The 14,147-nt window shown below is 64.3% G+C and carries 13 protein-coding genes; 11 read left to right on the forward strand and 2 right to left on the reverse strand.

Annotated elements, in window-relative coordinates; genetic code table 11:
- Positions 1–199: 199 nt before the first annotated feature.
- The 4 genes from BM019_RS06610 (at position 200) to BM019_RS06625 (ending at position 3,384) form a co-directional block, all read left to right on the forward strand.
- Positions 200–562: an ArsC family reductase gene (locus BM019_RS06610; RefSeq protein ID WP_009042378.1), complete on the forward strand. Its 363-nt coding sequence runs from the start codon at positions 200–202 to the stop codon at positions 560–562.
- A 34-nt stretch (positions 563–596) separates the two neighbouring features.
- A complete protein-coding gene (gene dapD / locus BM019_RS06615; RefSeq protein ID WP_085529943.1) occupies positions 597–1,631 on the forward strand; it encodes a 2,3,4,5-tetrahydropyridine-2,6-dicarboxylate N-succinyltransferase in 1,035 nt (344 codons plus the stop codon).
- Positions 1,632–1,771: 140 nt separating this feature from the next.
- Entirely contained in the window at positions 1,772–2,977 is a 1,206-nt protein-coding gene (locus BM019_RS06620) for an aminotransferase class V-fold PLP-dependent enzyme (protein ID WP_092417877.1), read from the forward strand.
- The gene (locus BM019_RS06625) at positions 2,974–3,384 is read left to right on the forward strand and encodes a SufE family protein (RefSeq protein WP_007924086.1); all 411 of its coding nucleotides are present in this window, start codon (positions 2,974–2,976) and stop codon (positions 3,382–3,384) included. The genes BM019_RS06620 and BM019_RS06625 overlap by 4 nt, the downstream gene beginning before the upstream one ends.
- Before the next feature lie 145 nt (positions 3,385–3,529).
- Here the strand turns inward: BM019_RS06625 and tcdA are convergent, their stop codons facing one another.
- Positions 3,530–4,339, reverse strand: a complete 810-nt coding sequence (tcdA, locus tag BM019_RS06630; protein ID WP_009042375.1) for a tRNA cyclic N6-threonylcarbamoyladenosine(37) synthase TcdA — start codon at positions 4,337–4,339, stop codon at positions 3,530–3,532.
- A 263-nt stretch (positions 4,340–4,602) separates the two neighbouring features.
- Between tcdA and BM019_RS06635 the strand changes: the two genes are divergently transcribed.
- From BM019_RS06635 to BM019_RS06650, 4 genes are all read left to right on the forward strand, one after another.
- Entirely contained in the window at positions 4,603–7,197 is a 2,595-nt protein-coding gene (locus BM019_RS06635) for a glycosyltransferase (protein WP_092417878.1), read from the forward strand.
- A 199-nt stretch (positions 7,198–7,396) separates the two neighbouring features.
- Positions 7,397–8,548: a succinyl-diaminopimelate desuccinylase gene (dapE, locus tag BM019_RS06640; RefSeq protein ID WP_092417879.1), complete on the forward strand. Its 1,152-nt coding sequence runs from the start codon at positions 7,397–7,399 to the stop codon at positions 8,546–8,548.
- Entirely contained in the window at positions 8,548–9,357 is an 810-nt protein-coding gene (locus BM019_RS06645; RefSeq protein ID WP_007927919.1) for a putative RNA methyltransferase, read from the forward strand. The genes dapE and BM019_RS06645 overlap by 1 nt, the downstream gene beginning before the upstream one ends.
- A gap of 83 nt (positions 9,358–9,440) precedes the next feature.
- The gene (locus BM019_RS06650; protein WP_007927921.1) at positions 9,441–9,818 is read left to right on the forward strand and encodes a hypothetical protein; all 378 of its coding nucleotides are present in this window, start codon (positions 9,441–9,443) and stop codon (positions 9,816–9,818) included.
- A gap of 77 nt (positions 9,819–9,895) precedes the next feature.
- On the opposite strand, the gene BM019_RS06655 is transcribed toward BM019_RS06650, so the two are convergent.
- Positions 9,896–10,105 (reverse strand): cold-shock protein, encoded by a 210-nt coding sequence (locus BM019_RS06655; RefSeq protein WP_007927922.1) that lies wholly within the window; start codon positions 10,103–10,105, stop codon positions 9,896–9,898.
- Between the two features lie 244 nt (positions 10,106–10,349).
- Here BM019_RS06655 and plsB point away from each other — a divergent pair, with 244 nt between their 5' ends.
- From plsB to BM019_RS06670, 3 genes are read left to right on the forward strand one after another with little or no spacing between them, the layout of a single operon-like run.
- Positions 10,350–12,854, forward strand: a complete 2,505-nt coding sequence (plsB, locus tag BM019_RS06660) for a glycerol-3-phosphate 1-O-acyltransferase PlsB (protein ID WP_092417880.1) — start codon at positions 10,350–10,352, stop codon at positions 12,852–12,854.
- 52 nt (positions 12,855–12,906) lie between these two features.
- Positions 12,907–13,305 carry a YbaY family lipoprotein gene (locus BM019_RS06665; protein WP_007927926.1) on the forward strand — a complete coding sequence of 133 codons (399 nt, stop codon included), beginning with the start codon at positions 12,907–12,909 and terminating at the stop codon, positions 13,303–13,305.
- Positions 13,306–13,332: 27 nt separating this feature from the next.
- Positions 13,333–14,022, forward strand: a complete 690-nt coding sequence (locus BM019_RS06670; protein WP_053259785.1) for a DUF4197 domain-containing protein — start codon at positions 13,333–13,335, stop codon at positions 14,020–14,022.
- Positions 14,023–14,147 lie beyond the last annotated feature (125 nt).

Raw genomic sequence — 14,147 nt, forward strand, 5'->3', positions numbered from 1 at the left:
CGGACTTCAGGCAACAGGTTACCGTCGAAGTGCCATATTAGCCGCTTAAGCTGGGGCCTCGCCGCTGCACAAAAGTCGCAAGCGGCCCATGCCGCTGTCACACAAAGCTACAAAGCCGGGCCTTCGCCGACGCCGAACCGGCGCGGGCATGGCATAATCCGTGACCTTTAACTCCAGCATCTCAAAAGGGGGCAATTCCTTGACCGCTTCAAGCAAAACGTTGCACCTTTTCGGCATCAAAGCCTGCGACACCATGAAAAAGGCGCGCACCTGGCTCGATGAACACGCTGTCAGCTATGACTTCCATGACTACAAAGCGGCCGGAATCGACCGCGAACACCTGGTCCAGTGGTGCAACGAGCACGGTTGGCAGGTGGTGCTGAACCGTGCGGGCACGACCTTTCGCAAACTCGACGACGAACGCAAAGCCGATCTCGACCAGGCGAAAGCGATCGAACTGATGCTCGCGCAACCTTCGATGATCAAGCGCCCGGTGCTCGATCTCGGCGACCGAACCCTGATTGGCTTCAAGCCCGATATCTACGCGGCAGAAATCAAATAACGCCTGCCCGCTCAATTTTGTAAGAGGTAACAGCATGTCCACTACCCTGTTCAGCCTGGCCTTTGGTGTCGGCACTCAAAACCGTCAAGGCGCGTGGCTGGAAGTGTTTTACGCCGCGCCCCTGCTCAAGCCGTCCGCGGAAATCGTTGCCGCCATCGCCCCGGTGCTGGGTTACAGCGAAGGCAACCAGGCCATCACCTTCACCACCGCCCAGGCCGCAGAGCTGGCCGACGCCCTGAAAAGCATCGACGCCACCCAGGCCGCGCTGCTGACCCGCCTGGCCGAGAGCCACAAGCCGCTGGTCGCCACCCTGCTGGCCGAAGACACCCAGTTGACCTCCACCCCGGAGGCCTACCTGAAGCTGCACCTGCTGTCCCACCGCCTGGTCAAGCCGCACGGCCTGAACCTGGCCGGGATCTTCCCGCTGCTGCCGAACGTGGCCTGGACCAACCAGGGCGCGGTCGACCTCGGCGAACTGGCCGAGCGTCAACTGGAAGCCCGCCTGCGTGGCGAGCTGCTGGAAGTGTTCTCGGTGGACAAGTTCCCGAAAATGACCGACTACGTGGTACCGGCTGGCGTGCGTATCGCTGACGCCGCGCGTATCCGCCTGGGCGCCTATGTGGGCGAAGGCACCACCGTGATGCACGAAGGTTTCGTCAACTTCAACGCCGGCACCGAAGGCCCGGGCATGATCGAAGGCCGGGTGTCCGCTGGCGTGTTCGTCGGCAAGGGTTCGGACCTGGGCGGCGGTTGCTCGACCATGGGCACCCTGTCGGGCGGCGGCAATATCGTGATCAAGGTCGGCGAAGGCTGCCTGATCGGCGCCAACGCCGGTATCGGTATCCCGCTGGGCGACCGCAACACCGTGGAGTCGGGCCTGTATGTGACCGCCGGGACCAAGGTGGCGCTGCTGGACGAGAACAACCAACTGGTCAAGGTGGTCAAGGCCCGCGAGCTGGCCGGCCAGCCTGACCTGCTGTTCCGTCGCAATTCGGAAACCGGTGCCGTGGAGTGCAAGACCCACAAATCGGCCATCGAACTGAACGCAGCGCTGCACGCTCACAACTAAGCGTCACGCACCTCTACCTGCAGGAGCGAGGCTGGCCCGCGAAACTTTGGGCTGCCTCGAGAGCCCCTTGGCGGGCAGCCTCGCTCCTACCGGTTACAGGTCCGGCGTATACCCGCCCATGTTCACCAGGGCCCGATAGCATGATGATTCCTTCTCCCTGGCGTGCCGACTTCCCGGCCATCGCCGCCCTGCAACGGCAGGACCAGACCTACCTGGACAACGCCGCCACCACGCAAAAACCCCAAGCCCTGCTGGACGCCCTGGCGCACTACTACGCCAATGGCGCGGCCAATGTGCATCGCGCGCAGCACCTGCCTGGCGCTCACGCCACCCAGGCGTTCGAGAACAGCCGGCACAAGGTGGCGCAGTGGCTGAACAGCGGTGACAGCGGGCAGATCATCTTTACCCACGGCGCGACCTCCGCGCTGAACCTCCTGGCCTATGGCCTGGAACACCAATTCAACCCGGGCGACGAAATCGTCATCAGCGCCCTGGAGCATCACGCCAACCTGCTGCCCTGGCAGCAACTGGCACACCGTCGCGGCCTCAACCTGGTGGTTCTGCCGCTGGACGACGACGGCCTGATCGATCTCGACGCCGCAGCACGCCTGATCGGCCCGCGCACCCGGCTGCTGGCCGTCAGCCAGCTGTCCAACGTGCTCGGTGCCTGGCAGCCCCTGCCGCAGTTGCTGGCCCTGGCCAAGGCGCACGCCGCCCTGACCGTGGTCGACGGCGCCCAGGGCGTGGTCCACGGCCGCCACGATGTGCAGGCGCTGGGCTGCGATTTCTATGTGTTCTCCAGCCACAAGCTCTACGGCCCGGACGGCGTCGGCGTGCTGTACGGGCGCACCGAGGCGCTGCAAGGCCTGCGTCACTGGCAGTTTGGTGGCGAGATGGTCCAGCAGGCCGAATACCAGCACGCCAGCTTCCGCCCCGCCCCGCTGGGTTTCGAAGCCGGTACGCCGCCGATCGCCAGCGTGATTGGCCTGGGCGCGACCCTGGACTACCTCAGCGGTCTCGACCAGAACGCCGTCAGCGCCCATGAAGCCGCGCTGCACGACTACCTGCTGCACGGCCTGCTGGCCCGCAAAGGCCTGCGCCTGTTGGGCAAGCCGCAGCTGGCACTGGTCAGCTTCGTGGTCGATGGCGTGCACAACGCCGACCTGGCTCACCTGCTGACCGAACAGGGCATCGCCGTGCGTGCCGGGCATCACTGCGCCATGCCGCTGCTGAAAAGCTTCGGCCTGGCCGGGGCGATCCGCGTATCCCTGGCGCTGTACAACGACTCCGAGGACCTGGAGCGCTTCTTCGAGGCCCTCGATCAGGCGCTGGAGCTGTTGCGATGAGCCTGCCCGCCGAGGCCCTGGCGGCCCTCGACAGCTTTCAGGGCGCTCCCGGCTGGGAACAGCGCGCGCGCTTGCTGATGCAATGGGGCGAACGCCTGGCGCCGCTGAGCGACGCCGACAAGGTCGAGGCCAATCGGGTGCATGGTTGTGAAAGCCAGGTCTGGCTGGTGGGCACCTTGCAGGACGGTCACTGGCAGTTCGCCGCCAGCAGCGATGCACGCCTGATCCGTGGCCTGGTGGCCCTGTTGCTGGCGCGGGTCAACGGCTTGTCCGCCGAGGAACTGCAACGGGTGGACTTGCCGGACTGGTTCAATCAACTGGGCCTGTCGCGCCAGCTGTCGCCGTCGCGCAGCAATGGGTTGAACGCGGTATTGCAGCGGATGCGCGAGCTGGCTGGCAACTACTGATCCAATCGCGATCTACCCGACCCGAATCTCTGTAGCCGCTGCCGCAGGCTGCGATCGGCTCCGCAGGAGACGTGCTCTTGAGGCCCCCGGAAGCCCCTTCGGGCCTTATCGCAGCCTGCGGCAGCGGCTACAGGAATCTATTGCGTCAGATGGGTTTGACTCTGTCCGCCGGGCGCCGCACACCAGCCACCAGCTTGTCCACCGCCTTGGTCGCCGCAACCATGCCGAAGGTCGCGGTGACCATCATCACCGCGCCAAAACCGCCGGCGCAGTCGAGCTTCACACCATCGCCGACAAAGCTCTTCTGCAGGCAGATGCTGCCGTCCGGTTTCGGGTAGCGCAGCTGCTCGGTGGAAAACACGCAAGGCACGCTGTAGTGACGGGTCACGGTGCGGGAAAACCCATAGTCGCGCCGCAGGGTCGAGCGCACTTTCGAGGCCAGCGGGTCGTTGAAGGTGCGGTTCAGGTCGCAGACCTGGATCAGTGTCGGGTCGATCTGCCCGCCCGCGCCGCCGGTGGTGATGATCTGGATCTTGCGCCGCTTGCACCAGGCGATCAGCGCCGCCTTGGCGTTGACGCTGTCGATGCAGTCGATCACGCAGTCGATGTTCGGCGTGATGTATTCGGCCATGGTCTCGCGGGTGACGAAGTCCGCCACCGCATGCACGGTGCAGGCCGGATTGATCCCGCGCAGGCGCTCGGCCATGACCTCGACCTTGGCCTTGCCAACCGTGCTGTCCAGGGCATGCAACTGCCGATTGCTGTTGCTGACGCAGACGTCGTCCAGGTCGAACAGCGAGATCTCGCCCACGCCGCAACGGGCTATGGCTTCCGCCGCCCAGGAGCCGACCCCGCCGACCCCGACGATCGCCACATGGGCGGCGCGCAAGCGTTCCAGCCCCTCGATGCCATACAACCGGGCGACGCCAGCAAACCGCGGATCTTCTGTACTCATGACCATTACCCCAAAAACCGGCGCGCATTATAGGGCCGATGCCCGCCAAGAGCATCTTTGCCCTATGAATGGCAGTCGGGGCTGCTTTAATGAGGGAACAATCTGAAAATTTCGTCGCCGAGAACTTAAATCAAGTTGAATTGCCCAACCTGCGGCTTTCCCCTGTGCGCTGTACGCTCAGCCGAAGGCCAGTGTAGGATGCGCGCCGCTTGGCGCATGCCGACCGTTCCCCCGTTCCACACCCTTTGGAACCCGAAATAGCTATGTCATCGCGTAAATTTGGACTCAACCTGGTGGTGGTTCTGGCAATCGCCGCCCTGTTCACCGGCTTCTGGGCACTGGTCAACCGCCCGGTTTCCGCCCCCAATTGGCCTGCACAAATCTCCGGCTTTTCCTACTCGCCTTTCCAGCTGGGCCAGTTCCCGCAGAAAGACCAGTTCCCGACCGACGACGAAATGCGTCGCGACCTGGAGATCATGAGCAAGCTGACCGACAACATTCGGACCTACTCGGTCGACGGCACGCTGGAGAACATCCCCAAGCTGGCGGAAGAGTTCGGCCTGCGCGTGACCCTCGGGATCTGGATCAGCCCGGACCTGGAGCGCAACGAGCGTGAAATCACCCGCGCCATCGACATCGCCAACAACTCGCGCAGTGTGGTGCGCGTGGTGGTCGGTAACGAAGCGATCTTCCGCAAGGAAATCACCGCCGACCAGTTGAGCGTCCTGCTCGATCGCGTGCGGGCCGCGGTCAAGGTGCCGGTCACCACTTCCGAGCAGTGGCACGTCTGGAAAGAACACCCGGAACTGGCCCAGCACACCGACCTGATCGCCGCCCACGTCCTGCCCTACTGGGAGTCCATCCCGATGGACAAGGCCGGGCAGTTCGTCCTCGACCGCGCCCGCGACCTGAAACAAATGTTCCCGAAAAAACCGCTGCTGCTGTCCGAGGTGGGCTGGCCGAGCAACGGCCGCATGCGTGGCGGCGCCGACGCCAGCCCGGCGGACCAGGCGATCTACCTGCGTAACCTGGTCAACAAGCTCAATCGCCAGGGCTACAACTACTTCGTGATCGAAGCCTTCGACCAGCCGTGGAAGGCCAGCGACGAAGGCTCGGTAGGCGCCTACTGGGGCGTGTTCAACGCCGCGCGCCAGCAGAAATTCAACTTCGAAGGCCCGGTGGTGGCGATCCCGCAATGGCGCGTGCTGGCCATCGGCTCGGTGGTCCTGGCGCTGCTGTCCCTGACCCTGCTGATGATCGACGGCTCGGCCCTGCGCCAGCGCGGGCGGACCTTCCTGACCTTCATCGCCTTCCTCTGCGGCTCGGTGCTGGTGTGGATCGGCTACGACTACAGCCAGCAATACAGCACCTGGTTCAGCCTGACGGTGGGCTTCCTGCTCGCCCTGGGTGCGCTCGGGGTGTTCATCGTATTGCTCACCGAGGCCCATGAACTGGCCGAGGCGGTCTGGGTGCACAAGCGCCGGCGCGAGTTCCTGCCGGTCGAAGGCGACTCCAACTACCGGCCGAAAGTCTCGATCCATGTGCCGTGCTACAACGAGCCGCCGGAAATGGTCAAACAGACCCTCAATGCCCTGGCCAACCTCGATTACCCGGACTTCGAAGTCCTGATCATCGACAACAACACCAAGGATCCGGCGGTCTGGGAGCCGGTGCAGGCCTATTGCGAAACCCTCGGCCCGCGCTTCAAGTTCTTCCACGTCGCACCGCTGGCCGGTTTCAAGGGCGGCGCGCTGAACTACCTGATCCCGCACACCGCCAAGGACGCCGAAGTGATCGCGGTGATCGACTCGGACTACTGCGTCGATCGCAACTGGCTCAAGCACATGGTGCCGCACTTCGCCGACCCGAAAATCGCCGTGGTGCAATCGCCGCAGGATTACCGCGACCAGAACGAAAGCACCTTCAAGAAGCTCTGCTACGCGGAATACAAGGGCTTCTTCCATATCGGCATGGTCACCCGCAACGACCGTGACGCGATCATCCAGCACGGCACCATGACCATGACCCGCCGTTCGGTCCTGGAAGAACTGGGCTGGGCCGACTGGTGCATCTGCGAAGACGCCGAGCTGGGCCTGCGGGTGTTCGAGAAAGGCCTGTCGGCGGCGTATTACCACACCAGCTACGGCAAGGGCCTGATGCCGGATACCTTCATCGACTTCAAGAAACAGCGTTTCCGCTGGGCCTATGGGGCGATCCAGATCATCAAGCGCCATACCGCCAGCCTGCTGCGCGGCAAGGACACCGAGCTGACCCGTGGCCAGCGCTACCACTTCCTCGCGGGCTGGCTGCCGTGGGTGGCGGACGGCATGAACATCTTCTTCACCCTCGGCGCCCTGCTCTGGTCGGCGGCGATGATCATCGTGCCGCAGCGCGTCGATCCGCCGTTGCTGATCTTCGCGATCCCGCCCCTGGCGCTGTTCGTGTTCAAGGTCGGCAAGATCATCTTCCTCTACCGCCGGGCGGTCGGGGTCAACCTCAAGGACGCGTTCTGCGCGGCCGTGGCGGGCCTGGCGTTGTCCCACACCATCGCCAAAGCGGTGCTGTACGGCTTCTTCACCAGCAGCATTCCGTTCTTCCGCACACCGAAGAACGCCGACAACCACGGCTTCTGGGTGGCGATCTCGGAAGCCCGGGAAGAGCTGTTCATCATGCTGCTGTTGTGGGGCGCGGCGCTGGGCATCTACCTGGTGCAGGGCGGCCTGCCGAGCAACGACATGCGCTTCTGGGTGACCATGCTGCTGGTGCAGTCGCTGCCGTATGTGGCGGCACTGGTCATGGCCTTCCTGTCGTCGCTGCCAAAACCGCTTGCCGAAAGCGCGCCGGTGGCAGCCGCATAAATCGCGGCAAAGCACTAAACGGCGGCCTCTGGCCGCCGTTTTGCTTTAAGATATCCGCCATTTTGCGCGCCTTGCCCCATTACCGTAGGCGCGAGGCTTGCCCGCGATAGCCACGACGCGGTTTGCCTGAGACACCTCAGGTTTTCCATCGCGGGCAAGCCTCGCGCCTACACATAACGCCTTGCACCGGAGTTTCCCCATGACGGCCCACGCCGACCTTTCGCCGACCCTGCAACTCGCCTGTGACCTGATCCGCCGCCCGTCGGTGACGCCGGTTGACGCCGACTGCCAGAAGCTGATGATGCAGCGCCTGGGCGATGCTGGCTTCAAGCTGGAGCCGATGCGCATCGAGGATGTGGATAACTTCTGGGCCAGCCATGGCAAGCACGAAGGCCCGGTGCTGTGTTTCGCCGGCCATACCGACGTGGTGCCCACCGGCCCGGTCCAGGCCTGGCAGAACGACCCGTTCGACGCGTTGATCGACGAGCACGGCATGCTTTGCGGGCGCGGCGCGGCGGACATGAAAGGCAGCCTCGCGGCGATGCTGGTGGCGGCCGAGCGTTTTGTCGCCGACTACCCGGAGCACAAAGGCTCGGTGGCTTTCCTGATCACCAGCGACGAAGAAGGCCCGGCCCACCACGGCACCAAGGCGGTGGTCGAGCGCCTGGCGGCGCGCAAGGAGCGCCTGGACTGGTGCATCGTCGGCGAGCCGTCGAGCACCAGCCTGGTCGGTGACGTGGTCAAGAACGGCCGTCGCGGCTCCCTCGGCGCCAAACTCACGGTGCGCGGCGTGCAGGGCCACGTGGCCTACCCGCACCTGGCCAGGAACCCGATCCACCTGGCCGCAGCGGCCCTGGCCGAACTGGCCGCGGAACATTGGGACGATGGCAATGCCTTCTTCCCGCCCACCAGCTTCCAGATTTCCAACCTGAATTCCGGTACCGGCGCGACCAACGTGATCCCCGGCGAGCTGGTGGCGGTGTTCAACTTCCGCTTCTCCACCGAATCCACGGTCGAAGGCCTGCAACAGCGCGTGGCCACCATCCTCGACAAGCACGGCCTGGACTGGCATGTGGAGTGGGCGCTGTCGGGCCTGCCGTTCCTCACCGAGCCGGGCGCCCTGCTCGACGCGGTGTCGGCCAGTATCAAGGACGTCACCGGCCGCGAGACCAAGGCCTCCACCAGCGGCGGCACCTCCGACGGGCGCTTCATCGCCACCCTCGGCACCCAGGTGGTCGAGCTGGGCCCGGTCAACGCCACCATCCACCAGGTCAACGAGCGCGTGCTGGCCAGCGACCTCGACGTACTGACCGAAATCTACTACCAGACCCTGATCAAGTTGCTCGCCTGATGCTTGCCTGCCCTATCTGCGCGGCGCCCCTGAGCGCCGTCGACAACGGTGTCGTGTGCCCGGCCGGGCACCGCTTCGACCGCGCCCGCCAGGGTTACCTGAACCTGCTGCCGGTGCAGCACAAGAACAGCCGCGACCCGGGCGACAACCAGGCCATGGTCGAAGCCCGCCGCGACTTTCTCAATGCCGGTCATTACGCCCCGGTGGCCAGGCGCCTGGCCGAACTGGCCGCCGAGCGCGCCCCGCAGCGCTGGGTCGATATCGGTTGCGGCGAGGGTTACTACACCGCTCAGATCGCCGAAGCCCTGCCCCAGGCGGACGGCTATGCCCTGGACATCTCCCGGGAAGCGGTCAAGCGCGCCTGTCGCCGTGCCCCGCAGCTGACCTGGTTGATCGCCAGCATGGCCCGGGTGCCCCTGGCCGACGCCAGTTGCCAGTTTCTCGCCAGTGTCTTCAGCCCGCTGGACTGGCAGGAAGCCAAGCGCCTGCTCAGCCCTGGCGGCGGCCTGATGAAGGTCGGGCCGACCAGCGGCCACCTGATGGAATTGCGCGAACGCCTGTACGACGAGGTCCGCGAATACACCGACGACAAACACCTGGCGCTGGTGCCCGCGGGCATGGCGCTGCAACACAGTGAAACCCTGGACTTCAAGCTGACGCTGAGCAATCCGCAGGATCGCGCCAACCTGCTGGCCATGACGCCCCACGGCTGGCGCGCCAGTGCCGAACGCCGCGCCAGCGTGATCGAGCAGGCCGAACCCTTCGAGGTCAGCGTGTCGATGCGCTACGATTACTTCGTGCTGCAATAACCCATTAATCCACGGCCTCGAGCAGCGACTCGAGGCCGAATAAATCCGCGAATGGATTTTTCAGACCCGCAGTGAGGACATCCATGCGCCAACCGGATATCGAGATTTACCTGAAAGACGCCGACGTCGACCACAAGGCCATCGCCGCCTGGCTCGGCGCGGCCCTGGGCCCGTGCAGCGACTGGGTGCAGAAAGGCCAGACCTACAAATGCAAGGCGGGCAGCGTGCCAGTGACCTGGCTGCCGAAAGCCGTGGGCAAATGGAACAGCCTGTACCTGGAAAGCGACCAGACGCCGTGGGACGACGACATCGCCTGCGCCCGCGCCGCCTTCGCCGCGCTGAACGTCGAAGTGCGCTGCGCACCGGGCAGCTGGGTCGAGGAAGAAGGTGAGGAATCGGCCGACCGCTGGATTCGCATCAGCGCCGACGGGGAAGAAGAGATTACCTGGCGTACCGCCTGACTCTGATTACTGTAGGAGCGAGGCTTGCCCGCGATAGCGTTATCGCGAGCACGCCTCGCTCCTACAAGGCACAGCGCTTACAAGCCGACTACATCCTCTGCCTGCAAACCCTTCTGCCCCTCTACCACGGCGTATTCAACCTGCTGCCCTTCGGTCAGCGAGCGGTGGCCTTCACCACGAATAGCACGGTAGTGGACAAATACATCGGCACCACCTTCACGCTGAATGAAGCCGTAGCCCTTGGCGTCGTTGAACCACTTCACGCTGCCGGTCTCGCGAGTTGCCATCAATCCATCCTCCGTCTTTTTATTATCAGTCGGCTTACTGAAACGAAGCCGTGAGAACTTTCGCCTGGACCTGGGTTTCTATTGATGGGCCCCGCATGCCCAGGCGTCAGTCGGGCGAGTATATGACAGGCAGAAAAACTCTCAACTCAATCTTGTTTGCCGCTTTTTTGCCGATTTTCGGTGAATCCGGCACACTAGCCGCCCCGAGCAACTGCTCGGTTTTTTCCACTAAAGCAGAAGCCGTATGACCCGCTCCCCGTTCCGCCGTCTTGTGTTTGGCACCTTGCGCCGACTGTTGTACCTCTGGGTTCGCTCGGAGACGATCAACCAGTCGTCCTTCACCCTCAACCTCGACCGCAGTCGTCCGGTGTTCTACGTCCTGCAAAACCCTTCGCTCACCGACCTTGCCGTGGTCGATACCGAGTGCACCAAGGCCGGGTTGCCGCGCCCGGTGCTGCCGGTCTCGGTGGGTAACCTGCTGGAACCCGCCGCATTCTTCTACCTGACCCCGGCCCCAGACTGGCTCGGCCGCCAGGACAAACGCGGCGCGCCACCGACCCTGACCCGCCTGGTCAGCGCCCTGAGCCAGAATGCCACCGAAGACGCGCAGATCATTCCGGTCAGCGTGTTCTGGGGCCAGTCGCCCGACAGCGAATCGAGCCCGTGGAAACTGCTGTTCGCCGACAGCTGGGCAGTCACCGGGCGTCTGCGCCGGCTGCTGAGCATCATGATCCTGGGCCGCAAGACCCGGGTGCAATTCTCCGCGCCGATCCACCTGCGCGAACTGATCGAGCACAACAAGGGCCACGAGCGCACCGTGCGCATGGCCCAGCGCATCCTGCGGGTGCACTTTCGCAACCTGAAGGCCGCGGTGATCGGCCCGGACATTTCCCACCGCCGCAACCTGGTCAAGGGCCTGCTGAACCAGCCGCTGGTCAGGCAGGCGATCCTCGACGAAGCCGAACGGGAAAAGATCTCCCCGGAAAAGGCCAAGGCCGTGGCCCTGCGTTATGGCAACGAGATCGCCTCGGACTACACCTTCACCGCGATCCGCTTCCTCGAAGTGGTGCTGAGCTGGTTCTGGAACAAGATCTACGACGGGATCAAGGTCAACCACATCGAAAGCGTGCAGAAAGTCGCCCCGGGCCACGAAGTGATCTACGTGCCCTGCCACCGCAGCCACATCGACTACCTGCTGCTGTCCTACCTGCTGTTCCGCAACGGCCTGACCCCGCCGCACATCGCCGCCGGGATCAACCTGAACATGCCGGTGATCGGCAGCCTGCTGCGCAGGGGTGGAGCGTTCTTCATGCGCCGCACCTTCAAGGGCAATCCGCTCTACACCTCGGTGTTCAACGAATACCTGCACACCCTGTTCACCAAGGGTTTCCCCGTGGAGTACTTCGTCGAGGGCGGGCGCTCGCGCACCGGGCGCATGCTGCAACCGAAAACCGGGATGCTGGCCATCACCCTGCGCAGCTTCCTGCGCTCCTCGCGCATGCCGATCGTCTTCGTCCCGGTGTACATCGGTTACGAGCGCGTGCTGGAAGGCCGCACCTACCTGGGCGAACTGCGCGGCGCAAGCAAGAAGAAAGAGTCGATCTTCGACATCTTCAAGGTCATCGGCGCCCTCAAGCAGCGTTTCGGCCAGGTGGCGGTGAACTTCGGCGAGCCGATCAAGCTGGCCGAGTTCCTCGACCAGGAACAGCCGGGCTGGCGCGCCCAGGAGCTGGGCCCGCAGTTCAAGCCGGCCTGGCTCAACGAAACCACCAACCGCCTGGGTGAAAAAGTCGCCCAGCACCTGAACGAGGCGGCGGCGATCAATCCGGTCAACCTGGTGGCCCTGGCGCTGCTGTCCACCAGCCGCCTGGCCCTCGACGACCGCGCCATGGCCCGGGTCCTGGACCTGTACCTGGCGCTGCTGCGCAAGGTTCCCTACTCGCCCCATACCACCTTGCCGGAAGGCGATGGCCGAGCCTTGATCGAGCACGTGAAGGACATGGACCTGCTGTCCGAGCAGAGCGATGCCCTGGGCAAGATCCTCTACCTGGACGAGCAGAATGCCGTCCTGATGACCTATTACCGCAACAACGTGCTGCACATCTTTGCCCTGCCGGCGTTGCTGGCGAGCTTCTTCCAGAGCTCGTCGCGCATGAGCCGCGAACAGATCCTGCGCTACACCCGGGCGCTGTACCCCTACCTGCAGTCGGAGCTGTTCATCCGTTGGTCCCTGGACGAGCTGGACGGGGTGATCGACCAATGGCTGGAGGCCTTCGTCGAGCAAGGCCTGCTGCGCTTCGAGAAGGAGCTGTACCTGCGTCCGGCCCCGAGTTCGCGGCATTTCGTGCTGCTGACCCTGCTCTCCAAGAGCATCGCCCAGACCCTGCAGCGCTTCTACATGGCCATCTCGCTGCTGCTCAACAGCGGCCAGCGCAGCATCAGCGCCGAAGAGCTGGAAGACCTGTGCACGGTCATGGCCCAGCGCCTGTCGATCCTGCATGGCCTGAATGCCCCGGAGTTCTTCGACAAGAGCCTGTTCCGCCACTTCATCCAGACCTTGCTGGAGCAGGACGTGCTGCGCCGCGACGAGGCCGGCAAGCTGAGCTACCACGAACTGCTCGGCGAACTGGCCGAGGGCGCGGCCAAGCGCGTGCTGCCGGCGGAGATTCGCCTGTCGATCCGCCAGGTGGCCCTGCATCGCAGCGAAGACGCCGCCGAGCAGGTCGCCGCACCGCAGCAAAACGACTAGATTCTTATCGGCGCCAGGCGGTTTCTGGCGCCCCTCGATACGGAGATCCATCATGAAAAAGCTCACCCTGCTCGCCCTTGCCACCCTGCTCGGGGCCTGTAACAGCATGCAACCTGCCAGCAAAGCCAGCCTCGATGGCGAAGTCTTCTACCTGCAACGCATCGCCCTGCCGCCAGCCGCCACCCTGAGCGTCAGCCTGCAGGACGTGTCGCTGGCCGACGCCCCCGCGGTGCTGCTGGCCGAACAGAAGGGCCCGGTCAAAGGCCAGGTGCCGCTGCCCTTCCACCTCAGCTACGACCCGGCCCAGGTCAAACCCGGGCACCGTTATTCGGTCAGCGCGCGGATCGAAGTGGCTGGCAAACTGCTGTTCGTCACCACCGAGCACAACGGGGTGAAACTCGACGGCAGCGATCCGCAACCGCTGAAAATCCGCGTCGACGCGGTTCGCTAATCCCTTTTCTCGAACAAGGAAGCTGCCATGCTCCGTTCTTCCCTTCGCTTCACCAGCCTGTGCGCCGGCCTGCTGATCTGTGCCAGTGCCCTGGCGCTGTCCCTCGGCGACCTGTCGCAGCAAGACGCCACCGGCGGCCTCAAGGACGCCCTGACCCAGGGAGCCCAGGTCGCGGTCAAACAACTGGGCACCGCCGGCGGTTTCAGCAACAACCCGGACGTGCGCATCGAACTGCCGGGCAACCTCGGCAAAGTGGCGAAGAAAATGAAGCAGTTCGGCATGGGCGCCCAGGTCGAGGAACTCGAGACCAGCATGAACAAGGCCGCCGAAGCCGCCGTGCCGCAGGCCCAGGCGCTGCTGGTGGATGCCGTGAAGAAGATGAGCGTGGAAGACGCCAAAGGCATTCTCAGCGGTGGCAAGGATTCCGCCACCCAGTACCTGAGCAAGACCAGCCGCGAACAGATCCGCGTGAAGTTCCTGCCGATCGTCAAACAGGCCACCGACCAGGTGGGCCTGGCCAAGCAGTACAACGCCTTCGCCGGCCAGGCCGCCACCTTCGGCGTGCTGGATGCGAAGAATGCGAATATCGAAAGCTACGTGACCGAACAGGCGCTCAACGGCCTGTTCGAGATGATCGGCAAACAGGAAGCGACCATTCGCGAGAACCCGGCGGCGGCAGCCACCAGCCTGGCGAAAAAAGTCTTCGGTACCCTCTGAACCCACCCGATCCCCTGTAGGAGCAGCCGGTCGACGCTCGATTGCTCGCGATAGCGTCCGCTGCGTCATCACCGTGAATGGCCGCTGCGCGGATCGCGAGCAAGCTCGCTCCTACAAAGGGCGCA

The sequence above is a fragment of the Pseudomonas sp. NFPP07 genome (assembly GCF_900115645.1).
Lineage (GTDB): Bacteria > Pseudomonadota > Gammaproteobacteria > Pseudomonadales > Pseudomonadaceae > Aquipseudomonas > Aquipseudomonas chlororaphis.

Excerpts from the sequence above, each read along its gene's own strand:
- dapD (WP_085529943.1), top strand. The coding sequence starts at position 597 with ATGTCCACTACCCTGTTCAGCCTGGCCTTTGGTGTCGGCACTCAAAAC.
- BM019_RS06620 (WP_092417877.1), top strand. The coding sequence starts at position 1,772 with ATGATGATTCCTTCTCCCTGGCGTGCCGACTTCCCGGCCATCGCCGCC.
- BM019_RS06625 (WP_007924086.1), top strand. The coding sequence starts at position 2,974 with ATGAGCCTGCCCGCCGAGGCCCTGGCGGCCCTCGACAGCTTTCAGGGC.
- tcdA (WP_009042375.1), bottom strand. The coding sequence starts at position 4,339 with ATGAGTACAGAAGATCCGCGGTTTGCTGGCGTCGCCCGGTTGTATGGC.
- BM019_RS06635 (WP_092417878.1), top strand. The coding sequence starts at position 4,603 with ATGTCATCGCGTAAATTTGGACTCAACCTGGTGGTGGTTCTGGCAATC.
- dapE (WP_092417879.1), top strand. The coding sequence starts at position 7,397 with ATGACGGCCCACGCCGACCTTTCGCCGACCCTGCAACTCGCCTGTGAC.
- BM019_RS06645 (WP_007927919.1), top strand. The coding sequence starts at position 8,548 with ATGCTTGCCTGCCCTATCTGCGCGGCGCCCCTGAGCGCCGTCGACAAC.
- BM019_RS06650 (WP_007927921.1), top strand. The coding sequence starts at position 9,441 with ATGCGCCAACCGGATATCGAGATTTACCTGAAAGACGCCGACGTCGAC.
- BM019_RS06655 (WP_007927922.1), bottom strand. The coding sequence starts at position 10,105 with ATGGCAACTCGCGAGACCGGCAGCGTGAAGTGGTTCAACGACGCCAAG.
- plsB (WP_092417880.1), top strand. The coding sequence starts at position 10,350 with ATGACCCGCTCCCCGTTCCGCCGTCTTGTGTTTGGCACCTTGCGCCGA.
- BM019_RS06665 (WP_007927926.1), top strand. The coding sequence starts at position 12,907 with ATGAAAAAGCTCACCCTGCTCGCCCTTGCCACCCTGCTCGGGGCCTGT.
- BM019_RS06670 (WP_053259785.1), top strand. The coding sequence starts at position 13,333 with ATGCTCCGTTCTTCCCTTCGCTTCACCAGCCTGTGCGCCGGCCTGCTG.